This window comes from Cytobacillus stercorigallinarum, from assembly GCF_014836495.1.
Classification (GTDB): domain Bacteria; phylum Bacillota; class Bacilli; order Bacillales; family Cytobacillaceae; genus Cytobacillus; species Cytobacillus stercorigallinarum.
Genome location: NZ_JACSQT010000017.1, coordinates 1 through 24,154, shown reverse-complemented (window position 1 = coordinate 24,154; position 24,154 = coordinate 1). Strand labels below are relative to the sequence as shown.

At 36.4% G+C, this 24,154-nt stretch carries 20 protein-coding genes and 1 pseudogene; 19 read left to right on the top strand and 2 right to left on the bottom strand.

Annotation, left to right across the window (positions count from 1 at the left end; translation table 11 throughout):
* Positions 1-88: 88 nt before the first annotated feature.
* Positions 89-835, top strand: a complete 747-nt coding sequence (locus H9655_RS20610; RefSeq protein ID WP_191817112.1) for a sulfotransferase family 2 domain-containing protein — start codon at positions 89-91, stop codon at positions 833-835.
* Positions 836-923: 88 nt separating this feature from the next.
* Here H9655_RS20610 and H9655_RS20605 read toward each other — a convergent pair.
* Positions 924-2,248 (bottom strand): annotated as a pseudogene (locus H9655_RS20605) (IS3 family transposase).
* Between the two features lie 247 nt (positions 2,249-2,495).
* Between H9655_RS20605 and H9655_RS20600 the strand changes: the two are divergent.
* Positions 2,496-3,029 (top strand): RNA polymerase sigma factor, encoded by a 534-nt coding sequence (locus tag H9655_RS20600; RefSeq protein ID WP_191817111.1) that lies wholly within the window; start codon positions 2,496-2,498, stop codon positions 3,027-3,029.
* A complete protein-coding gene (locus tag H9655_RS20595; protein ID WP_191817110.1) occupies positions 3,007-4,128 on the top strand; it encodes a DUF4030 domain-containing protein in 1,122 nt (373 codons plus the stop codon). The genes H9655_RS20600 and H9655_RS20595 overlap by 23 nt, the downstream gene beginning before the upstream one ends.
* A 576-nt stretch (positions 4,129-4,704) precedes the next feature.
* Here H9655_RS20595 and H9655_RS20590 read toward each other — a convergent pair.
* On the bottom strand, positions 4,705-5,289 hold the full coding sequence (locus H9655_RS20590; protein WP_191817109.1) for a DUF4352 domain-containing protein: 585 nt from the start codon (positions 5,287-5,289) through the stop codon (positions 4,705-4,707).
* Positions 5,290-6,360: 1,071 nt separating this feature from the next.
* On the opposite strand from H9655_RS20590, the gene H9655_RS20585 reads away from it, so the two are divergent.
* The 16 genes from H9655_RS20585 to H9655_RS20510 all read left to right on the top strand — a co-directional run bounded on the left by H9655_RS20585 (position 6,361) and on the right by H9655_RS20510 (position 24,048).
* Positions 6,361-6,918, top strand: a complete 558-nt coding sequence (locus H9655_RS20585; protein WP_191817108.1) for a DUF5381 family protein — start codon at positions 6,361-6,363, stop codon at positions 6,916-6,918.
* A gap of 388 nt (positions 6,919-7,306) precedes the next feature.
* Entirely contained in the window at positions 7,307-7,867 is a 561-nt protein-coding gene (locus tag H9655_RS20580) for a hypothetical protein (protein WP_191817107.1), read from the top strand.
* Positions 7,868-8,543: 676 nt separating this feature from the next.
* Positions 8,544-9,899 carry an aromatic ring-hydroxylating dioxygenase subunit alpha gene (locus H9655_RS20575; protein WP_191817106.1) on the top strand — a complete coding sequence of 452 codons (1,356 nt, stop codon included), beginning with the start codon at positions 8,544-8,546 and terminating at the stop codon, positions 9,897-9,899.
* 31 nt (positions 9,900-9,930) lie between these two features.
* Complete coding sequence (locus H9655_RS20570; RefSeq protein WP_191817105.1) at positions 9,931-10,491, top strand: aromatic-ring-hydroxylating dioxygenase subunit beta; 561 nt, start codon at positions 9,931-9,933, stop codon at positions 10,489-10,491.
* 138 nt (positions 10,492-10,629) lie between these two features.
* On the top strand, positions 10,630-10,989 hold the full coding sequence (locus tag H9655_RS20565; RefSeq protein ID WP_191817104.1) for a non-heme iron oxygenase ferredoxin subunit: 360 nt from the start codon (positions 10,630-10,632) through the stop codon (positions 10,987-10,989).
* 27 nt (positions 10,990-11,016) lie between these two features.
* Complete coding sequence (gene hcaB / locus H9655_RS20560) at positions 11,017-11,895, top strand: 3-(cis-5,6-dihydroxycyclohexa-1,3-dien-1-yl)propanoate dehydrogenase (protein ID WP_191817103.1); 879 nt, start codon at positions 11,017-11,019, stop codon at positions 11,893-11,895.
* Between the two features lie 265 nt (positions 11,896-12,160).
* A complete protein-coding gene (locus H9655_RS20555) occupies positions 12,161-13,573 on the top strand; it encodes a PucR family transcriptional regulator (RefSeq protein ID WP_191817102.1) in 1,413 nt (470 codons plus the stop codon).
* A 65-nt stretch (positions 13,574-13,638) separates the two neighbouring features.
* Positions 13,639-14,574, top strand: coding sequence for a DODA-type extradiol aromatic ring-opening family dioxygenase (locus H9655_RS20550; RefSeq protein ID WP_191817101.1), 936 nt, complete (start codon positions 13,639-13,641; stop codon positions 14,572-14,574).
* A 30-nt stretch (positions 14,575-14,604) separates the two neighbouring features.
* Positions 14,605-15,459, top strand: coding sequence for an alpha/beta fold hydrolase (locus H9655_RS20545; RefSeq protein ID WP_191817100.1), 855 nt, complete (start codon positions 14,605-14,607; stop codon positions 15,457-15,459).
* An 85-nt stretch (positions 15,460-15,544) separates the two neighbouring features.
* The gene (locus H9655_RS20540) at positions 15,545-16,336 is read left to right on the top strand and encodes a 2-keto-4-pentenoate hydratase (protein WP_225230784.1); all 792 of its coding nucleotides are present in this window, start codon (positions 15,545-15,547) and stop codon (positions 16,334-16,336) included.
* Positions 16,337-16,582: 246 nt separating this feature from the next.
* Complete coding sequence (locus H9655_RS20535) at positions 16,583-17,482, top strand: acyltransferase (protein ID WP_225230783.1); 900 nt, start codon at positions 16,583-16,585, stop codon at positions 17,480-17,482.
* A gap of 86 nt (positions 17,483-17,568) precedes the next feature.
* The gene (locus H9655_RS20530) at positions 17,569-18,171 is read left to right on the top strand and encodes a TetR/AcrR family transcriptional regulator (protein ID WP_191817098.1); all 603 of its coding nucleotides are present in this window, start codon (positions 17,569-17,571) and stop codon (positions 18,169-18,171) included.
* 89 nt (positions 18,172-18,260) lie between these two features.
* Entirely contained in the window at positions 18,261-19,529 is a 1,269-nt protein-coding gene (locus H9655_RS20525; protein ID WP_191817097.1) for an MFS transporter, read from the top strand.
* 218 nt (positions 19,530-19,747) lie between these two features.
* A complete protein-coding gene (locus tag H9655_RS20520) occupies positions 19,748-21,124 on the top strand; it encodes a UDP-N-acetylmuramoyl-tripeptide--D-alanyl-D-alanine ligase (protein WP_191817096.1) in 1,377 nt (458 codons plus the stop codon).
* 117 nt (positions 21,125-21,241) lie between these two features.
* On the top strand, positions 21,242-22,261 hold the full coding sequence (locus H9655_RS20515) for a DUF3231 family protein (RefSeq protein WP_191817095.1): 1,020 nt from the start codon (positions 21,242-21,244) through the stop codon (positions 22,259-22,261).
* A gap of 359 nt (positions 22,262-22,620) precedes the next feature.
* Complete coding sequence (locus tag H9655_RS20510; protein WP_191817094.1) at positions 22,621-24,048, top strand: aldehyde dehydrogenase family protein; 1,428 nt, start codon at positions 22,621-22,623, stop codon at positions 24,046-24,048.
* Positions 24,049-24,154 lie beyond the last annotated feature (106 nt).

The following is a 24,154-nucleotide window of genomic DNA, read 5'->3' as shown; positions in this document are numbered from 1 at the left end:
TTTTCTAATTTAAAGGTATTTACACATTTCATATTTTAGGTTTTTTCATATTATATGTTAAATGGTGATAAAAGGAGAGAAGCTGAAAATGAATAATAATGAAATAATCCAAACATTTAGGAAGGGAATGCCTCTATATAATAAGAATTTACCTATTATTTTTTATTGGTCACCAAAATCAGGTTGTACAACTATAATGAAATGGTTTTATTATCAGTCAGGAGAACTATCTGAAGCGTTAAATATGGACAAGTGGATTCATACCTATAGATCCAAAATTCAAGATCAATTTTACAGAGAGGAACTAGTCAATAGTCTATTGTCTAACCAAAAAACAATATATAAACTCGTTAGGAATCCATATAAAAGAGCTGTTAGCTCGTTTTACGCTACACTAATTGGAACGGTTGAAAATGTTAACTTAAATCCGAAAATCACCACTGGCCTATCGTTTAAGGAGTTTTTATATTATATTAAAGAAATAGGTGTGCAACCAGGTCAAATAGATACTCATATTTCACAGCAGTATGTACAAGGGGAAGAAGAGTTAATAAATCATTATGTTAAATTAGAGGACCTTAAATCAGAATTAAAAAAAATAGAAAAGAGATTCAACCTTCCAAAATCTCCTATAAAAGATTTATCAAAATCTCCACACCATTTTCTAAATTATATGAAGGATGATGGGAGACATGCAGAAACAAAAATACCATTAGAATTTGATGGGGACTTGCCTAGTTATGAGAGTCTATATGATGCTGAAGCAATGCAATTAGTTGAAGAGCTTTACAAAGAAGATTTTGAAGTTTACGGTTATAGTATGAAAGGGTTTTGAATTTTAAAAAAGAAAAGTCTATATTTTCACAATGTGTGAATGAGACCCCACCTCAATGTAGTGCCCCCTAAAAGTTAAACACAGTTATTTATGAGGCAACTTGTTCAAAATGAGTTCGGTATTGTACCGGACTCATTTTCAATTTTCCCTTTAACCGTTTCCTATTATAGTATTCTATATATTTTTCTAATTCTAGTTTAAAGTGGTTCACACTTTCAAATTCCTTAAAATAAAGGAATTCTGACTTCAGTATCCCAAAGAAGTTTTCCATTACAGAGCTATCGTAACAGTTACCTTTACGTGACATACTCTGTTTAGCCCCTTTTGCTTAAAGCAAGTTGCGATATTGTTTCATTTGATAATGCCATCCTTGGTCGGAATGTATGAGTAATTGATGCCTTTCTGGTAAGGATTCTAATGCTTTTTCTAACATGTCCGAAACTAATGAATACGTTGGTCGAGAACCGATGGTATCCGTAATAATTCCCCATTAAATAAATCTAATACAGGCGATAGATACAGCTTTTCACCAAATAGTTAAATTCTGTAATATCTGTTACTCATTTTTCATTCGGTGCGTCCGCACTAAATTGACGGTCTAAATGATTTGGCGCTTTTTTACCGACTGTGCCCTTATAAGATTTATACCTTTTCATCCGTACTAGGCATTTTAAACCCAGCTCTTTCATGATTCGTTGAACCTTCTTATGATTTACTTTTTTCCCACGATTCACTAGCTCATCCCGAATACGACGGTAACCGTAACGACCTTCATGTTCTTCATAAATGGCTTGGATTTCTCCTTTTATATCGGTGTCTGGATCAGGTCGATTCATTCTTTTTACTAAATCATAATAGGTGCTGCGTGGAATGCCAGCGAGTTTTACGAGTGACTTCACCGAATACTTATGCCTTAACTCATAGACTACTTGTGCTTTGTCTTGTTTGGTGATTTTTCCTTGTTTTGAACTAAGGCATTCAACTTTTTTAAATACTCATTTTCCATTTCCAGTTGTTTTATTCGATTTTCTAGTGCTTCAAAAGAACGGTCAGTAGAACTTTGTTTATTTGAATCTTTTTTCATAGATAGACGCCCCTGTTCCTGTGACTGAAGGGCATCTATCTCTTGTGTTTCAAACTTTCTTTTCCATACAGCTAAAGTGGAATGCGCTGGGATATTAAAAATAGCTGCCGTTTCTCATAGAGAAGTACCAATTTCCGTCATATATTGTAGTTCTTCTTGTTTAAACATTTGTGTATAACTTGTACAACGTTTCACCAATGCCTCTGCACCATTGTAGTTGTATTGTCTTACCCATTTAACAATCGATTTGTGATCTATTCCAATAGATTTTCCATTTCTCTGTAACTTTCTTTTCCGCAGTAAATTTGGACAAAAAACTGCACCTCCAATTGTTGTAGATAGTGTCTAACAATTGGGGCGCAGTTCACAAAGGTGGGGTTTGTCTACGGTCTGAGGTAAGCCATTATTGTGGCTTACTTTCTGTGTTTATTAGCTAATTCAACTATCTATGAAAACTTGATGTTATTAATTACCAATATCGTTACAAGTGATTTTTAAAATTTTGGTACATTAAACACAACTTTTAGTTAACTTATACGTCTAAGTATTGAACATTCATGAAAGGAGGGGTGGTATTTGTCAGAGAATAAAAAGAGAGAAATATCTGATTGGTATGACCAACATAGCAAATCTGTACTAAGCTTTATTTTGCTAATGGTAAAAGATTATCAGCAGGCGGAGGATTTAACTCACGATACCTTTTTAAAGGCGTACTTATATTATGATTCATTTAAACATCATTCCAGTGAAAAAACATGGCTCTTTAGTATAGCTCACAATCTTACAGTTGATTTTTTAAGGAAGCGTAAACCATCTACTATTCTTAAAGAAATGTTTTATTTGCAAAAAGACAACCTTCCATTACCAGAAGAAATTGTTAGGTTAAAAGAGGAATCATATGAACTTTATAAGGCTTTAGGTGCACTCAAAGATACATATAGAAAGGTAATAATATTAAGAAAAATCAAAGGTTTTTCTATTGAGGATACAGCAAAGATATTGAGTTGGTCTGAAGGTAAGGTGAAATCGACTTTTTTTAGAGCGATTCCAGCATTGAAAAAACAATTATTAAAGGGGGGATATATAAGTGAGGAAACAATACGAAGATGATACTGAATTTGATAGTTCCTTAAAAAAACTAGATTCTGATTTCATGTGGAAGACAAAACAAAAACAAGAATTGAAGAATCGAATCATGACCGATATTGAACAATTAGAATTTAACGTAGGAAATAAGACTAATGAATCATCATTTACAAATATGATAAGCTTGACTAGGAAGTTAGCATACGTAGGCATTGGGTTGACCCTTCTATTTAGTTTATTTATTGGCTCAGCTTTTATCTCTCCTGCAATGGCAAGTATTGTAGCGAAAGTTTTACCAATTTCTATCACTCCTAATTTTTCAAATGGTCAGCATAATCCCGATTTAACATCTCTACTCTTTGAATTAATCGAAAAGGAAGGATACACTGTTAATTATGTGGGGATAACACCATCTCCATATACAATTGAAATTTCACTAATTTTGGAAGATACTACATTAAAACAAGCAACAGATGACCTTGAACCGAAGGTAAGTAATTATCTATATGAAAATGGCTATGACAAATATGAATTAAAGGTTTCAGAAGCTGTTGAAACACCTCGAGATGAACTAGGGGATGAAACAAGCAGTCTTTATGACAAGGTAAATAAGATTGTGAAGGAAGTATTCGCATCATATGGGTATGCTGAAGAAGCAGATTATGAATTAGCAGGGATTAATGAATCATGGTTTTCTAATATTGTCACAATTGATATTCCAGAACATATTCAAAAGTCAACTGAAATTATTGCGGATATCGAAAAAGAAATAGAATCACAAAATTTAGATGTAAAAGATATTGAAGTGAATACTTTTAACTTAGAATATCGTCAACAAGATAATCGTTGGGCATATATTGCATCCGATATATATGATGCAATGGCGGGAAAATCGACTTATCAACTGACAGGAGTATCTTATAGAGTGAAGAATGGACATTCATATGTTTCAATTAAAACGGATTGGGATAAACCACCTTCTGAAGAAATAATTCAAGAAATTGAATTGGCGATACAAGAATATTTAGCTTTACCAGAAACGAAAGAGCAAATTCAAAATGACAATTACACGATTCAATTCTTATTAATGAATGAAAAATCATTTGTTAAAATAACAAACTGAATATAAGCCAAACACTTTACAAATCTTAAAGGACTTGGATATTCTTCAAGTCCTTTTCATGTTAATTTCAACTCGTTAAGCAAAGTAAGCGAGTCATTTTAGTACAACTTACACAAAGCCACAAGCTTTCTAGTTGGTCTTTTTATTCAGTCAGGCTATGGGACTAATCTATGTCATTGTGTAAGCCTGTTAAACTGTTTGGCACAGTCATGCCACCTTCTAACATAATTCCACATCCCTCTCCCTTCGCTTGCGTTGAGGTGTATCTCTCTTTTTTAGTACCTTCAAGTGACATCTACACGACTAGTAAGGGATGAATGTTAATCTCTTCTTCAAAGATAAGGGTGCGATTGTTTAATAGGAACGATTGAACAGAACCGAAATACTGAAAGCAAGTTTGCAAGCACTCGTTTTTACTTTCATTCGGGAAGGTCTTTCACGGTGTGTAAAACGCAAGGTCTTCAAGAAATGCCAAAACGCATTCCTTTTTACATAATAGTTCTCTTTGTATGTTAAAAGTACTTTTGAAAACAAAAAACCCTTCTCAAATGAGAGGGGCTGTTATTTTCTTAGCTATTAATCAGCAATATTAATTTGTCCCTGTTCAGTACCAAAAATTCCAGTTTGTACATTCAGGAGTAAATCTTCTGAATTAATTACTTCTTCGGTTAAATCGAAAACAACTTTTCCTGTTAATGATAAATCAGGGTTTACTTGTGAAAGGAAGAAGTCTGCCTGTTCATTTGCAAAGACACCCGCAGTTGTATCTGATTCAAACGTTTTTTCTCCAGACATTAATTTGAAGAAATTACTATCAACTGTAATTGCTTCGTTCCCTTTATTTGTAACTGTTACATCCAGAATTAAGTATGTAGCTTGAGCGTTTTGTCCGAATTCACCACCGACATTATCACTTGTTGTTTTATCGTTTACAGTAAATTCAACATCGCCGACTTTTAAAGTCTCACCAATAGCAGCAAGCTTCGGTTCTTCTTTCTTTTCTTCTTTAGGTTTATCATTTGATTTCGCATTATCTGATGTGTTGGAATCTGCACCTGTTGAAGCTGGTTCGTCATCGCCTCCACCTACCACAGCAATAACTATGATTAGTACAATCAAACCAATAAACCCTAAACAGCCAAATTTAAAAAACTTTTTCAAACCATTTTCCCCCTAGATTGTGATACTAATTACACAAGGAATTATATCATATTTTTTTCATTTGTTTTCTTTTTTTTTACATTGTTTTACTACTTTTCTAGTTTTTTAACTTTAACAATCTGTGATATTTCTCCTAATTTTCATGCTCTTTCTATAGTTGAATATGTTTTATTATTAGAGAGGTTAGTTAAAGTGTTAGTGCTAACATCTTTTGAACGCTGGAAGTAGAGATATTAAGTTCAACTAGACCTAAAGTCCCTATCGAAATAAAGATTGTCCATAAGATTATTTACAATGCAGTTAAAGAGCAAACGCACTTTTTTCATTTTTCACACCTTACTTAATCTTCATAACAAATTCTTTGAATGCCATTTGTCTAAAAGATTGCTCCTGTTCTTCAGTAAATGCTCTTGTACCGATAATGTTATCAATTCAAAAAGAAGGATGAATTTTAATATAATATTTGGATTAAGTAGAAATACTAGGTATTCACAAGATAGTTTTATTTTCATATGTTGAAGGAACTTAGTAATTATAGTAATATTTATATAATTAAAAAGGGAATTATTTCACTAAATGGTAATTGTGATAATGAGAGATAATTCATTGAATAATTGATGAGGTGAAAAAGAGAATTCAGATAAAGTGAGAGCACTAACAAGGTTGTTTTAGGAATCTTTTGAGGAGTTAAAATTAATGAAGTAACACTAATGCAAAGTATACATATAAATACAAGGACATGGTCTGGGGAAGCCAGGAGAAAATTTGATTCCTTACTTATTTCAAAGGCATTCTGAAAAGTAAAAAGTGAGAGTCTAATAACATCATTCAATTTTTAGAGGATCTTTCAAAAAGAAACGGGAAAATGGATAGTTTAGTAAGCTTAATGTATAACTCAGAAAAAAACCCTGACCTAATTTCTCTGTATTTTATAGTACCAGGAAATGAGGAATGTTGGCTAATTACACGGGAGAACAATGATGATTTGAGTATTAAAAGAGCTAATGAGGCATCTATAAATAAATTATTATTTACCAACAATGTTTCTACAGTCTAAGGGAGGTACATAACTTGTTAAACTTGAAGAAAGAAGAGAATACTATTCACATTAAAGGTTCAAAGTTCATGTACGGTTGGTTAATGCTAGCGACTGTAGGTTTTTTATTTGCCTGTTCTTTCTTGATTATACAGGGGTTGAAGTTTGAGTCTGATTATTCTTTATTCTACCTTGGTAGTGGCCTCATTTTTACGCCTTTTTTCCTTTATATAACGCTTTGGTCACTTCCGGGTTTAAAACCAGGAAAGGTCCTTTTCACGATTGTTAAAGGTGAAAATGGGACGATTAAGTCGAAAGTTGCTAGCATTGAGATCAAAAACATCCAGAATGTAGACTTAGTAAGAAATCCACTGAATTTGATTAATGATATTGTGATTGAAACTTTTGATAATGAAACGATAAAAATCCGTACGTATAATTTACTTGATGATTTGGAGTATCAGTTGGTCGTTGATCAATATCTTTATCCTTATTTTATGGAAAATGCAAAAAAAGCTTGGGATCGTAAGGTGAATTTAGATAAATTGCAAAGAGTAGTAAAATACGAGCGGAAAACAGAGAGAATGGATTAATGATTTTTTTCTTATCGATGATATTTGTGAAGAATAACTCTCTATCCATTAATTAGTCGGAATATGCAGTTCACTTATCATTCTTAAAATACAGTATAGACCTTGCTATTTCAGCAAATTCTATGCTGTCAGGCTGTCGAAAAAGTCTCGACAGCCTGTTTTATATAAAAATCCAATAAATTACCGCGTTAATATGTTGTAATAAGATAATAAATATAGGCAGTGATTAAATCGTTTAATCTGTAAAAGGACTCGGAGCGTATTTAATACCTTTGGAGCAGAATCAAAAGAAAATCAATGAAATTTTTGCTGATTTTTCAGGATAAATAATTTTAATGCCGAGCTACGGCATCTAACTGCCATAGTTCCTTTTGGAGAGTGGTGGATTTTGAAAAAAATTAGAGGTTGGAAAAGAAGAATTAAACAGATAGAGAATCTAGAAAAAGAAAATAAAATATTTAATTTTCCTATATTGCAAAATCAATATGTTGATTATTTAAAAATGTTTAACTTTCAAGATTTAGACAAGATACCAGATTGGTATAAGAAAAAAATCACTATAACTTTCATAAATATTTTTGACTCATGGAAAGAGTATGCGAATGTTTATAATATGGAACATTTTTATATTAGACTGCATATACACGAAGATAATATTTTCGAATCTCAAATAATGATTGTGATTGAAAATCAAATTAATGAATATAAAACACGTTTTATAAGATGTCCGGATGAAGTAAAGAAGCCATCTTGGTTAGAGAACCTTTCCAAAGAGTTTACTCCATATTACTCTTGTACTGTTTGGTTAGAAGATGAGCTTGAGACGCTATCAGAAACAGAAAAGGAATTAATGCTTTCAAAGCTACTTGAAATTAGAAATACAGATTCAAATGAAAAAGAATATCTAATAAATGATGGTATTTTATGGTGTTTAGAATATGACAAATAATGTTTGCATTTATTACTACTTTTGTTTAAAGCTTGTAATACAATAACATACTAAAAATGTTGGAAATAGTAGTACAATCCCCTTAATCTGGGATGTACTGCTATTTTTTCTATATAAATATAAAAATATTTGCTAGTGACTAGATAAAAGAATAAAAATATTGAGTTAAAATTAACTTATTATTATTTTTTTACAAAACAGTAGTTTTCGTTTTTTTCTTTGAAGCTCTCTAGATAGTAGTAATTGATTATGCTTTTGTAAACTGATCAGAGAAAAGAGACATGTACGAAATTTCCGCAGCAAGTTGGTAATATCTTAAGGTAGAAGTGGTTTCGTAATGCTTGCTTAATTTCAACAAACTTATCCCTCAGCCTCTGGACTCCTAAATTAAAATGATTTCCATTCCTTTTAATAAATAGGAAAAGTAAATTATGCGAGAGTCGTTTTTTTATTGGAAAATGGCTCTTTTTATATTTAAATGACATCCATTTGTCCTAGAATTATTTATTCTTTATAAGGGATATGGAATTATATGTATTTCAATCTATACAGAATGTTTAGAAAATATAGATATAAAAAGCAATTGTTGTTGTATTTTTTCGTTGGGAAAAATTTTAAACTTAGTTTAAGAAAGCGATTTCATTTGTGAATTTAATTGAAAGGGTGGTTCTAAGGTATGAGTTTTAATGATGGAAAATGGACATCAGAATCGATTCATTCCCTAATCGATACAGAGCAGGGGAAAATCGATCCACGTATTTATACGGATCAGGAATTATATGAATTGGAGTTGGAGAGGGTTTTTGGTCGCTCTTGGTTGCTTCTTGGTCATGAGAGTCATGTGCCAAAGAAGGGTGATTATTTAACTACTTATATGGGAGAAGATCCTGTTGTGATGGTACGTCAGAGGGATGGCAGTATTAAGGTGTTTCATAATCAGTGCCGTCATCGGGGAATGAGAATTTGTCGGGCCGATTGTGGGAATGCGAAGGCGTTCACTTGTACGTATCATGGATGGGCCTATGACACGGCTGGAAAATTAGTGAATGTCCCATTTGAAGAAGAGGCGTTTCCTTCTGATTTTAAGAAAGAAGATTGGGGGCCGTTACAGGCACGAGTGGAGATATATAAAGGATTAGTATTTGCCAATTGGGACCCAGAGGCACCGGATTTGCTTACGTATTTAAGTGATGCGACTCCATACATGGATACGATGCTGGACCGCTCTGAGGCAGGTACAGAAGTTATTGGTACGATGCAAAAGTGGGTCATTCCGTGTAACTGGAAGTTTGCGGCAGAGCAATTTGCTGGTGATATGTACCATGCAGCCACAACTTCTCATTTGGCAGCAGTAGTGGCGGGATTGCCGGAAGATCAAGATCTGTCCGTTTTCCAACCGCATATGAAAGGGCATCAATTCCTTTCTGAATGGGGTGGACATGGTTGTGGATTCTATCTAGATACAGCAAGAGGATCGGTGCGTGTAGGTCCATTAGTAGATAAATATTATAGTGAAGGTCCGGCATTTGAAAGGGCAAAAGAACGGTTAGAGTCTAAAATGCCTTATCACAGAATGGGTGCAAGTCATATGACAATCTTCCCTAACTGCTCATTCCTACCTTATGGAATGAATACAGTCCGTACTTGGCATCCGAAAGGACCAAATGAGATTGAAGTTTGGGCATTTGTCATTGTAGATAAAGATGCGCCGCAGGAAATCAAGGATGAACTGGCGAGACAAAATGTCCGTACGTTTAGTGCCGGTGGCGTATATGAGCAAGATGATGGCGAGAACTGGGTGGAGATTCAAAACGCTCTTCGTGGATATAAATCAAAAACAGCACCATTAGCTATGCAAATGGGTTTAAATGTACAAGGGAAAAACAATCCAGAATTCCCTGGTCAAACTTCCTATGTATTTTCCGAAGATGTGGCGAGAGGGTTTTATTCTCATTGGGTCCGTATGATGTCGGAGTCAAGTTGGGATACATTGAGACCGGAGCCTGCCAAAGCCACAACTTTGAGTGAGTAGAGGTTAGTAATATAAAGGAGGGTGAATGAGGATGGAAGTAGCAGAACTAGTTAAACCGTTTAAATGGGCAGACAAAAGCCCGAGTTTGGAACTACAGCATGAAATTGAACAGTTTTATTACAAGGAAGCACAGCTGCTAGACCACTCGGAGTTTGAGGCATGGTTAGAGTTAATGGAAAAAGATATTCATTATTGGATGCCGATTCGCATGAACCGTTTAGGTAGAGAGATGTCTCAGGAGTATACTGCTATAGGACAAGGTGGGCATTACGACGATACTTATGAAACGATGCGCGGACGTATTCGAGCGAGAGTCTCAGGAGTGAACTGGGCAGAGAATCCAGTCTCGCGCACAAGGCATCTCATTTCCAATGTGATAATTAACGAGACGGAGGAGCCGAACACGTATGAAGTCGTGTCATCCTTTATCGTGTATCGTAATCGCTCAGAAAATCAGGCGGATATTTTTCCAGGAGAGCGCAGGGATGTGCTGAGACGTTCAGAGGGTGGATTGGGTTTTAAAATTGCCCGTCGAACAATCTTAATCGATCAGAGTACACTTTTGTCAAATAACTTATCTGTCTTTTTTTGACATATAAGAAAGTATAAAATTTTTAAAATGGGTTTTCATATCTAGCTCCAGGCGCCATCGGGTCGAGGTCATAAGCCAATAGGCGGGCGCCTTGCGCTTTTCTAAAAACATGATGAACAGGGGAAGGGGATGTGTGGAATGAAATATACAAAGGTTTGCACGTTGTCTGATTTACCAGATGATGAAGGATTAAAAGTAGTTGAAGGAGATACGGCAGTAGCGGTGTTTAATGTGAATGGTAAAGTACTTGCCACACAGGATCGCTGTTCTCATGCCAAATGGTCATTGTCAGAGGGCGGTTATTTAGATGGAGATGTCATCGTTTGTTCTTTGCACATGGGGAAGTTCTGCGCTCACACGGGGGCAGTAAAGATGGCTCCGCCTTGGAAACCTTTGAAGAAGTATCCGGTAAAGGTTGAGGGAGAGGATGTATTCGTGGCATTTGAGGATGGATACTTTGAAGCAGAACAAAGTAAGAGCAAAGTAGTGGATGGGTGACATATTTTTACGAGTGGGGGCTACAAAATGAAATTGGCAAATGAAGTGGCCTTTATCACAGGCGGTGCGTCCGGTGTTGGCCGGGCGATTGTAGAACGTTTTGTATCTGAAGGTGCGAAGGTAGCGGTATTTGATAAGTCAGTAGATCGTCTCAAAGAACTTGAACAGACATTTGGCGATGATGTCATTGGCATCGTTGGGGATGTCCGTCAACTGAGTGAATTGAAGACAGCAGTTAATCAGTGCAGCGAACATTTTGGCAAAATTGACACGCTCATTGCAAATGTAGGCATCTGGGATTACAATATGGCACTTGTCGATCTTCCAGAAGATAAAATAGATCAAGCATTTGATGAATTATTCCATGTCAATGTGAAGGGATATTTACTAGCAGCTAAAGCATGTCTTCCGCAATTGGTTGAAACGCGAGGGAATATGATCTTTACTGTTTCCAATGCGGGATTTTATACGAATGGAGGAGGACCGCTTTACACTGCAACAAAACATGCGGTGGTTGGTTTGGTTCGTCAGTTGGCCTTCGAAGTGGCCCCTTATATTCGCGTGAATGGGATTGCAATTGGTGGCGCTATGACCGATTTGAGAGGGCCTGCCTCATTAGAAATGGACAGTCGGTCTGTTACAAGCATGTATAAGGAATGGTATGAGGACGACGATTTGGAAGCGGGTAAAGAGAATATCGCAGCAGCCTCTCCGGTCGGCCGTATCTTGCAAGGAGAAGATTATGCAGGTTCTTATGTGTTTTTTGCCTCTCGAGATGACAATGTTCCTGCAACAGGCACTGTATTGAATTTTGATGGGGGCTGGGGTATTCGAGGCATTCGCAGAAAAACTGGTAGTGAGGGTCTGTTGGAAAAATTAAAGGTGAAAGCTAGTGAAGGTTTATAAATTGGCGTGCAAATAAGGGGATCAATGGTTAGGTTTTTCAACAAGAATACTCGACTCAGCTAAGTTACAAGACTATTAGAATAGAAATGAAGGAACAAAGTGTTTTACGGGTTATTCAATATCTGTTTTTTGCTCAGGCTCACCCACTCTACTAATAAGGTGGTCCAAAATAGACAGATACTTCCAAAGGAAGTAGAATAATATTAAAATACTAATTTTTCAGGTAACTAATTCAACTAGTAACTTTCTTAAGTGGGTGAGTATATTGCAAAATAAGGTTCATTATCCTGAAGCTTTAGAGACGTTTGTACAAATGTCTTCCCATTTTGGCAACTTTAACTACACGGAAAAGGAACTCGAATCGGGATTACCACAAATGCTCTTGAATTGCCTAGATAGAGTGTTAACAGAAAAGAATCATTTGCAAGCTGCTGTAGATTTTAATAATAAAGCCATTGAACACTTCCTGAATGGCGTTGGCGAAGCACGATTGGCTGATGTTTGCTATCAGCTGACAAATAACCCTATTATTCTTGAAGATTTAGGATTTAACTATCTTTATTCAGTCGGTTTAGATACAGAACTAGCGAAACAATATAGTAAACAATTAAAAAACATAGTGAAAAACAACGAGCAAAGAGCTATGCAGACTAAACTGAATGATCTTATGGAGAATCAGCAACTAATCGAAATGGAGCAATCCAATAAACATAAAAGATTAATAGCACCAATGATTTCAAAGGGGAAGGTGGTTGGATATTGTTCCTTTATTAAGCCTTCTTTCACTGAACTTGATTGGTTGAAAATGCAACAAATGCATCTGATTGGGTCTGTAAGTAACTACAACAAGGAGTCCATTTTAGATACAGAGCTTAGATTAAACATTAAAGGTGGACTGTTAGAAGACATGATACATAATCGTCTAAATCCTGTCGTGTTGTTCAAAAGGGCAAGGCATATTGGCGTGGATTTAGGTAAGGAGTATCAATTTCTCGTTTTAAAAGTGGATGGAGATTTTTATCCGAGTGAAAAGGAACCAATCGGTGCAATGAATTTAATTGAAGTTTTCTCAAGATATTTCATGGAACGTAATCTGAATATTCTTATTTCTGAAGACGCGCAAAACATTGCAGCTTTGTTACCTATAGATGTGTTCTCGAAGCAGTTTATAAACGTCGATGAATTTATCTGGAAATTACTTCATTATCTCAAAGAGAAATATCCTCAAATCCCTTTTAAAATAGGAATAAGTTCAAAAGCAACCTCTCTTGAAGATATTCCTATTCTATACAATGAAGCACTCATCTCATTGAATGTGAGTAATCAACAAAAAGACATCATGTACTTCGATGATTTGGGGGCAGTGGGGATATTATTCCGCACAGGGAAAAATGAAGACATCCGACATTTTTGTAACAAAATGCTTTCAAAATTAATTGAGTATGATCGCGGGAAAGAATCAGAATTAACCAAAACGCTATACATCTATATTAAGAATGGCCAAAATATGTGTAAAACAGCAAAAGTCATGAATTTATCGCTAGGCGGATTACGGTACCGTGTTCAAAAAATCGGAAAAATTTTAGATGCTGATATCAATGATCTCCAAACAAGTAGTCAGCTTTTCTTAGCGTTACAGGCAAGTATTATTTTAGGGGATCTACCATTTGAAAAATAATAGGCAGGTTTGAAATGTGACTGCCTAGATTTGAAAATAACAGTAAAACATAAGGGGTTGGAGATATGGCTGAAATAGTAGCAGGGGTAGCGATGTCACATAGTCCAATGATTATGACAAATGAAGCTGGCGGTGGTGAAAAAGGACAACGTTTCCTTCAAACCGTTGCTGATATGAAACAATGGCTCAATGATGTGGGAACAGATGTAATTGTGCTTATATCGGATGATCACTTTAATAGTTACTTTTATGATCATATGCCATCCTTCACAATTGGACTTGACCGCTGTGAAGGATGGGGAGATTGGGAAATTCCTGAATACCAAATTCCCCTTGAGAAAGAATTAGCGAAACATGTTCTTGATACTGGATTGGCGAATAATGTGGACTTTGCTTTCTCAATGAGAATGAAAGTGGATCATGGTCACACGCAAGCAGTCCATTTTTTAAACGATGATTTAAAGATTCCAGTTGTGCCGATTGCTGTGAATACAGCTGCACCTCCACTTCCGACAATGGATCGTTGTTTCCAAGTCGGAGAAGTGGTTCGTAAAGCCATTGAAACATGGGAAAGCGATAAAAAAGTAGCGATTGTTGCATCAGGTGGCATTTCTCATTGGGTACCAATTCCGAAGATTGATAGTGAAAAGCCTGAGGATCAAGAGTTAATTAAAGTGCTTACTAATGGTCGTCAACAGATTGAAGAGCTTGATGAATATTTGAACACGCGTAAAACACGTGTGACAAGCTTAAAATCTGGACCGGTCAATGAAGAGTGGGATCGTGAATTTTTACAATTGATTAGAGAAAAAGATTATCAGGCACTTAGACAATGGTCTCCAGATTATATCGAAGAAAATGGCGGGAATGGCGGCCAAGAGATACATAACTGGCTTGTGTTGCTTGGCATTCTGCAAGAGTTTGAACCAGAGGTTGCATGTTATGATCCAATCCCAGAATGGGTGACAGGAATGGGTGTTGTTAAGTTTCATAAAGTATAAAGCGTTTCTTATATAAAGGAGGATGTTCAGGTGACAATTTGGAATGATTTAGCCGATTTAGCTTTTAAAAATTATTATGTGGATGCCAATGGAATAAGAACGAGAGTGCTAGAAGCAGGAACGGGAGAACCACTCATTTTGCTTCACGGTACTGGTGGTCATATCGAAGCCTACGCTCGGAATATTAGAGGGTTGAGTGAGCATTTCCGTGTCATTTGTATCGATATGCTTGGGCATGGATACACGGAAAAGCCTAATCACCCATATGGAATTGATGCCTATAGTGATCACCTATTAGGAGTGATTCAAGCTTTAGATTTGCATGAAGTCTATTTATCTGGTGAATCCTTAGGCGGATGGGTTGCAGCCTGGTTTGCCGCACATCACCCTGGCATTGCTAAAGCTTTAGTATTAAATACGCCTGGAAATGTCAACAACAAGGCTGAAGTGATGAAGAAACTGAAGGAATCCACGATTAAGGCGGTCCGAGAAGCAAACTATGAAAATGTGAAAACGCGACTTGAATGGCTAATGTATGATAAGAGTCAAGTGACGGATGAACTTATTGAGGCACGATACAACATCTATACACAACCATCCTATCAAAAAGCGGTTGATCATATTGTAGCCTTACAAGATATAGAATTTAGAAAAAAATATAGCTGGGATTCATCTTGGTGTGGAAAGATTGATGTGCCAACCTTATTAGCATGGACTGACCACGACCCTACTTCAACTGTAGAGGAAGCCATGCCCATTCAAGAGATGATACCTGGCAGTGAATTAATCGTTATTAACGATGCGGGACATTGGCCGCAATGGGAAAAGGTGGAAGATTTCAACAAGGTCATTATTGACTTTTTTAGTAAAATACCCGTGAAGTAAGTTTTGTTATTCTTACCTGACTTTGATAGTACAAGTGTGTACTATCAAAGTTTTTTTGATATTGACAAGAAAGGGAGTTTATTCATTGAGTAATCAAAAGACGATTAATATACAGCAAATATACGAGCATTTACTTCGTGCTGAACAAACGAAAACAGCGATTGCGCCATTAACTAACCAATACCCTAACCTAACCACTCACGATGCGTATCAAGTCCAACTGCGGGCGATTGCACAGAAAGTGAAAGATGGCCAGAAAGTTGTTGGGAAAAAGATTGGTTTAACATCCTTTGCGATGCAAGAACTTTTAGGAGTCGATCAACCCGATTACGGTCACTTATTAGATAGTATGAGCATATCAAACAAGGGATTAATCGATATCGACTCCCTTTTCGAACCAAAAGTTGAAGGGGAAATTGCATTTGTGCTTAATAAGGATTTAAAAGGTCCACATGTGACGGCCGATGAGGTTTTATCCGCAACTGAATATATTATTCCTTCATTGGAGATTGTCGACAGCCGCATTCGCAATTGGGAAATCAAATTAGCAGACACTGTTGCCGATAATGCTTCTTGCGGGCTTTATGTATTAGGAGAGGAGAAATTTACTGTTAGCGGTTTGGAGCTAAATAAAATCGAAATGAGCCTGTATAAAAATGGTGAATTAATGAACAGGGGAACAGGTGCAGATGTCTTAGGGCATCCAGCTACATGTGTAGCATGGTTAGCGAATAAATTAAGCGAATATGATGTTGTTTTGAAAGCAGGAGAAGTGATTTTATCAGGTGCCTTATCCGCAGCAGTCGTTGCGCAAAAAGGAGATGTGTTTACTGCTGAATTTAGTGAACTAGGTAAGGTGGAAGTTGCTTTTCGTTAAAAAAATAATCCATGAGAAACCTTTATGAAGTATCAGTCTGATTACTTTATAAAGGTTTTTGCACTTTAATAGCATGCATATGCTGCTTTTGCTCATAATAAAGGAATAAATAACCATTTTGAGTTACGTTTGATAAGTGATTATTACAGCTGATGTAAAAATTACCGTATCTTCAATACAAAGTCGTTAAGTTAGGATTAAAATGCGTATGATGTATCCATTCTTATGTATAATAAATGCGTTTTAATGCTAAAAAAAGTAGGTGTAAAAATTATGGAAACCATCACAAATATATTAAAAAAACCAACTTCAAAGAATGAAATCCAATTCATCGGACCAGCAGATGAAGCACTTTCGTTTGATCATTCAAAGATTAAATTTGTTGGTGAGGGCAATACATTAATTGTTGAACGTGGTGCTAAGTTTAAAGATACGAATATTCATTTTAATGGGAATGATTCAGTTGTGATCATTGGTAAATCGAATCGGCGTGCGACATTTAATGTCTCGGTATGGAATAATAATACTTTCTTTATCGGTCGTAACTATTCCTTTAACGGCCGTGCCAGGTTTATTCTCTCAGAGCAAAAGAATCTTTTCATTGGTGATGATAATATGTTTTCCACAGGTGTGGTTGTAAGGTTAGCCGATCCCCATTTGATTTATGATGCACCAACGAAAAAGCGCATCAATCCAACGAAAAGTGTTTATGTAGGCGATCATATTTGGATCGGACAAGATGTGATGATTTTAAAAGGTGTGAACATTGGCTCGGGTTCAATTCTTGGTGCAAAATCCCTTGTGTCAAAATCATTACCATCTAATGTATCAGCAGCGGGAAGTCCGGCTCGCATTATTCGGAAAGACGTGTTTTGGGCTCGCCCCTCTGTCCATGCTTATACGGACAATGAAACCGAAGCGGCTGAACATTTTTTGGATGAACGATTTATTTATAGTGAAGGGGGAAGCGTGGATAATCACTTTAAGTTGATAGAAAAAGATTTAACCAATGCAACGAGTGGAGCGGAAAGGGCAAAAATTCTCCTGCCTTATTTGGACAAACATGATAAAAACCGTTTTTTTATTCCTGCGAAAATGAAAAAGAAAGAGCCATTACTTAAAGGGTTATTTTCAAAAGGAGAATAATTACTTTACATAAGTTGGTAAATGGTATATTATAAGTCATAAATAAATAATGATTGATTAATCAATCATTAAAAGAAGGTGTTCAAATGCCATTATCGGAAAAACAAATTCAAAATATGGAGCTCCGTAAAAAGAAAATTCTTGATGCGGCTATGGGGTTATTTGCGACTGAAGGGTATGAGGGTACGACAATTAAGAAGGTTTCTGTTGCTGCCAATGTTAGTTTTGGTAGTGTGTTTACTTATTTTAAAGATAAGGAAGCATTGTTTTATACAGTTGTTGTTGAACCTTTAGCGGAATTGAAGGAACGCGTTTTATTTTTTGATGAGACTTCTGCTGATCCTTTATCGGAAACAAAACGGATGGTAAGAGAGCATTTTAGAGCATTTGCAGAAATGAATCAATATCTGCAATTGGTTGTGCAAGTTGTGGGACAGCATGAACGGTATGCTAATGTATTTAAGGAATTAGACGAGTTCCATGATGTATTTCGTGGGAAGATCGGGCAATTGGTCCAAAACGGGCAGGAAAAAAGGGTATTTACGAAACAAGATCCGCTTATTGTTGCCACGTTGTATACGAGTCTCTTAATTGGCGTTCGTTTAAATTCGACTGATAATCGCTATAGTGATGTGTGGGAACAATATGCTGTTACTGCACTGAACCTTTTTGCACCAACTGAAGAGTGATAGATAGAAGGCTTTCTTGTTGAGGGAAGCCTTCTCATTTACACCAATAATGATTGATTAATCAATCATTTAAAAGAAGGGAGATTTCTATGAAAAATTTGCACCCAGCCATCCGTATTAGATTACTGCTGCAATTCATTTCATCTATTTCAACAATGGCGATTTTACCTTATATCATTATTTACTTTGCTGGAGAAGTTGGAAAGGCAGTGACAGGTATTCTATTTCTATGTGTGATGTTGGCTAGTGTTTTAGGCTCCTTATTAGGTGGGGTTGTTTCAGACAGAGTAGGGAGAAGGAAGGTAATATTGCTTGCAGAACTGTTTGTGTTTATAGGTTATATAGGTGCGGCGGCTGTCAATACAACCGTTGGTGCCTATCCTTACATCACGTTTTTATTTTTTATCATTATTCAATTTAGCACAGGTGTCGTCAATCCAGCCTATCAAGCATTAATCATTGATGTGAGTTCCCCTGAAGAAAGAAAAATGATTTACACTTATGCCTATTGGGTTCGAAATTTAGGGATTGCGATTGGTAGTATGATCGGCGCTTTCTTCTTTTTTTCCCACCTTGTCTTAATACTCCTCAGTGCAGCTCTTGTATCGTTACTTTCTATTTTGATGACAAAGGTGTTTATTAAGGAAACCTATCAACCTAACGTGCAGTGGCAAAAAAGGGGTCAAACGATTCAAATGTATAAAGATTATTTAGAGATATTAAGGCATAAATTCTTTATCCTATTTATTCTTGCAAGCGTATTGATTGTAGCTGTGGAGGAACAATTAACGAATTATATTGGTATTCGTTTAACAGAACAACTCCCAAATCCAGTACCGATCATTACCGCCATTCCTATGGAATTAGACGGTATGAATCTACTAGGATTTTTGAAGACAGAAAATACTTTACTTGTTGTTACCCTTACGTTTGTTGTTATCACAGTCATAAAAAAGTGGAAGGAACGTGTGACATTTTTGGTTGGACTTTTGCTATTTTTCACCGGGTATACGGTTCTTAGTTTTACAACCATTCCCATGTTGCTTATTTTTGCTATGTTCCTTGCATCTATTGGTGAGATGATGTATATCCCGATGCAGCAGGCCCTGCTCGCTAATACTGTGCCTGATCATGCGAGAAGTACTTATATGTCGCTGTATGGAGTTTCAATTTTCTTAGGTGTCAGTGCTGCAGGTGTTGTAGTCATTGTAAGTGAATGGTTACCATCTCTTGTTATTACTGGTGTAATTGGTTTCATGGGCGGGTTGAGTTTTATTTTGTTTGCGCGGTTAGTAAGCATAGAAAAGAAACAAGGAGAAAGAAATATCTCTAACTTAAAATCAACTTACAGATATTAGGTTGGTTTTGCATAATACGTTTCAAAACAATTTTGACTTGTCCTGTTGTTTCAACTTTTGTCACTCAATCATTCGTCATGCCCTTTTATCATCAGAGTTAGATTTTTTTCAAAAAGTTAAATCAATTAAAACATTTTAGCTTTACTTTGATAAAGAGTTTTCTTTTTCTGCAAAAAGGTCTACAATTTGATGTAAGTAATCATTGTGGAGGACTTAGGATGATAAAGCGAAGTTTAGTTGAAATCCAGGATATGTTAAATGGTTCAGGTCTGCAAGAAGAGTACTATGATATCCGTATAGACGGGGTTTCGATAGATACGAGAACCTTACATAAGGGGAATTTATTTATTCCTATTATGAGAATTGATGATGGTCATAACTATGTGAATACGGCATTTGATCGTGGTGCTGCTGCAACTCTTTGGAAAAAGGGGCATAAGCACGCACCAGATGGTGTACCGGTGATTTACGTCGATGATCCGTTACAGGCTTTACAGGAATTGGCGACGTCGTACCGTGAGCAGTTGAATATGAAGGTTGTCGGTATCACCGGGAGTAATGGGAAGACAACAACGAAGGATATGGTTAAGTCCATTTTACAGACGACATATAAAGTGCATAAAACAAAAGGAAACTTGAATAGTCAAATTGGTTTGCCTCTAACGATTCTAGATGTAGAAGAAGGAACAGAGGTACTTGTTCTGGAGATGGGTATGAGTGAACAAGGGCAAATTCATCGACTGTCAACCATTGCTCAGCCGGATGTAGTGGTGATTACGATGGTTGGTTTGGCACATATTGCCACACTTGGTTCAGAAGAAAACATTGCAAAAGCCAAACTAGAAATTATTGACGGACTAAGAGATGGTGGGCTATTTATTTACTATGGCGACGATCTCCATATTCGGAAGGCGTTAGCTAATGTTGATTTACCCATGCGTGTTAAAACATTCGGTCATGAGATGACGAATAATTACTACTATGAAAAAGTAAAAGAATATAAAAAATATCTTGAGTTTGATATAGCAGGAGAGCAGTCATTTAAAGATCTAAAGGTATCGATAATCGGTAAACATAATGTGAAAAATACGTTAGCAGCGGTGGCTGTCGCTCTTGAACTGGGTGTGACGCCTGAAAACATTATCGCTGGATTGGCGAATTTAGATTTGACTGCCATGCGAATGGAAACCATTCAAACAAAAAAAGGATACACTATTATTAACGATGCTTGGAATGCGAGTCCGAACTCTGTACAAGCTGCGATTGAAACAGTACAGGAAATGGATGGCTATCATCAGAAAATATTAGTACTAGGGGATATGCTAGAGCTAGGTGATAGTGCTGAAACTCTCCATAAACAAATGGCAAAGGCAATTGACCCGAATGAAATTGATTTTGTCGTCACATATGGCATATTAGCCTCTGCAATTGCTAAAGAAGCGAAACAAATGATGGGAGAAGACAAAGTGGTGTCTCCTTATACAAAATCAGAAATCGTCCAATTTATTAATAAAAACGTGAAGAAAGAAGCCCTCATTCTATTTAAGGGCTCCAGGGAGATGAAATTAGAAGAAGTAGTGAAAAACTTAATCTAAGTCTGAAAGCAGCTCGCTTAAAATTTAAGTGAGCTGCTTTTTTATTTTCCTATTTGGTATAATTCTCCTTTCAATAACAAATAATAAGGTCAGAATATTGTGAAGGGAAGTGCACGCATGACTGAAGAAAAGATTAACCTTTCTTCTTCGGAGTTAGCGTCTTTATGGACATCTTATATGCAAAATACGATGTCAGTTCAGTTTTTAAGTTATTTACAAGCTACCGTTGAGGATAAGGCGATATCTCAACTAGTACAAACTGCTTGTCAGATTTCAGAAGACCATATAACAAAGGTAAAAAGTGTTTTTGAACAAGAGAAAATACCCATTCCAAAAGGTTTTACTGCTGCTGATGTAAATAGAGATGCACCGAAAGTTTATACAGATATTTTTATGTTGACATATATTCATCACATGGCAAAAGCTGGCATGCTTAGTTATAGTGGGTTTCTTGCGCTGAGTGCAAGAAAAGATATAAGGAAGCTTTATAATAAGACGCTTTTTGTAACAGCTGATTTATATGAACAAAGCTCAGAATTACAATTGAATAAAGGTGTATTTGTCCGATCACCAGTTATTCCTTATCCGAAAGAAATCGATATGGTAGATGATAAAAGTTATTTTAAAGGCTTAAATCCTTTTGCAGAAAAAAGGGCGTTGAATGCAGTAGAAATTTCTCATCTCCATCTCAATTTTTTCAATAATGTTGTTGGTTTAAAGCTAGCGACAAGCTTTGCTCAAATGTCTCCTAGAAAAGAAGTGCAGAAGATAAGTTTACAAGGTAAAGATATTTCAGAAAAACATGTAAAAGTGTTTGCGGATAAATTAATTAGCAATAATCTTCAAGCACCGATTGATGGTGATGTTAGTATTACAAATTCTACGGCGGAAGTATTTTCTGATAAATTGATCCTCTTTCAACTAGGGATGTTAACAGCTGCCGGAAGTGGAAATTATGCGACGGGTGCTGCAGCGAGCCAAAGGCATGATTTGATCCTTGATTATGAGCGTTTGTCTATTGAAGTAGGACAGTATGCAAAAGATATTGCAAATCTAATGATTGAATTGGGTTATCTTGAACAACCCCCTGGAACAATGGATAAAGAAAAACTAGCAAAAAGTAAAGAAAAGCAATAAAAAGGTAAGCATCATGAAGGTGCTTACCTTTTTACCTGTGTATGTCAGAACGTTTAACTTTGTGGCATTGCTCTAGCTCTATTTATTCTTAGGAGGCGATTAGTTCTCGTGTAAACAGAGTAGTTTAATTTCATTAACCATCTTTGAATTAGATGAATCAACTGTGCAATAAGTTTCAACGTTCATCCCTCCACATCGATATTACGTGACGAACACGTAAGTTTATCTTTTCCAAAATTATCACAATTATACTGAAGCGATTTGGCAATAAATAACTACCTGAGGATGTTTACTATGCGTAAGAAAGGGAATGGAATAAGTAGGATCAACAATATTTCTAAAGGAGCTTGATTATACTTATGCGAAATTATACAAAGCATTATATTAATGGCGAATGGGTCGCATCAACGGGATCTAAAACTATAGATGTCATTAATCCAGCAACGGAAGAAGTAATGGGGAAAATTAGTTCAGGAACGGAAGAAGATTTAGATAAAGCGGTGGCAGCCGCTAAAGCTGCATTTCCATCATTCTCGCAAACGTCAGTAGAAGAAAGAATTGAGCTACTTGAGCGAATCTGTCAAGAGTACGAAAAACGTAAAGACGATATTATAGAAGTCATTACAGAAGAACTCGGCTCTCCTGTAAATCGAAGCAATAAGGTACATTATCAAATGGGCTTACAGCACTTTAGACAAGCGGTAGAAGAATTAAAAAAATTCCAATTTGAAGAGGAGCGAGGAACGACGCTCGTCCGTAAAGAAGCAATCGGGGTAGCGGGTCTCATTACACCTTGGAACTTCCCTACAAATCAGACCTCAACAAAATTAGCGAGTGCGTTCGCTGCAGGTAGTACAGTTGTGCTTAAACCAGCATCTAATACTCCATTTGCAGCGATGATTTTAGCGGAAATCTTTGAAGCAGCAGGTTTGCCAAAAGGTGTCTTTAACCTAGTAACAGGTTCAGGTTCAACAATCGGTAACGGTATTAGTTCACATCCTGATATTGATTTCGTATCCTTTACAGGTTCTGGTGAAGTCGGACAAAAAATTATGGAAAATGCAGCCTCAACCATTAAGAAAGTTTCTCTTGAGTTAGGTGGAAAATCACCACTTATCGTGTTAGATGATGCCGACATTAAAGGAGCGGCAAAAACAGCCGTTGCGCTCGTCGCAGGAAATACAGGTCAAGTTTGTACAGCGGCAACAAGAACACTTATTCCAAAAGGTATGCATGATGAATTCATTGAGGCTGTAAAAGAAGTGATTGACAACTTCCCAGTCGGTGATCCAACAAGTCCAGATGTTCAAGTTGGTCCTCTTGTCGATGCAGATCAATGGGAAAGGGTACAATCGTATATTAAAAAAGGATCAGAAGAAGGTGCCCAATTAATTGCTGGTGGTCCTGGAAAACCAAAAGGACTGGAAAAAGGATATTATACAAAAATCACTGCTTTTACTAATGTGACAAACGATATGACGATTGCTCAAGAAGAAATCTTTGGACCAGTGATGAGTATTCTCACATACGATAATTTGGATGAAGCAATCGAAATCGCAAATGATACCATTTTTGGATTAGCTGGATACGTGTATGGTGGCGATCGTGACACATTACAAAAAGTGGCCAAAGGCATTCGCGCTGGACAAATCCAAGTCAATAATCCAAAAACTGATTTCTCAGCACCGTTTGGCGGCTTCAAACAATCAGGTATTGGACGTGAATGGGGAGACTTTGGTATCGAAGAATTTTTAGAACCTAAAGCCATCCTTGGTTACTATGCTTAAATATAATAGGTTCCCTTCTACGGGGGACCTTTATTTTTTAGTAAATGAAAACCCTGGGCTCGGCCTAGGGTTCCAAAAAGCTTATAGCGTTGTATTAAAAAAACTC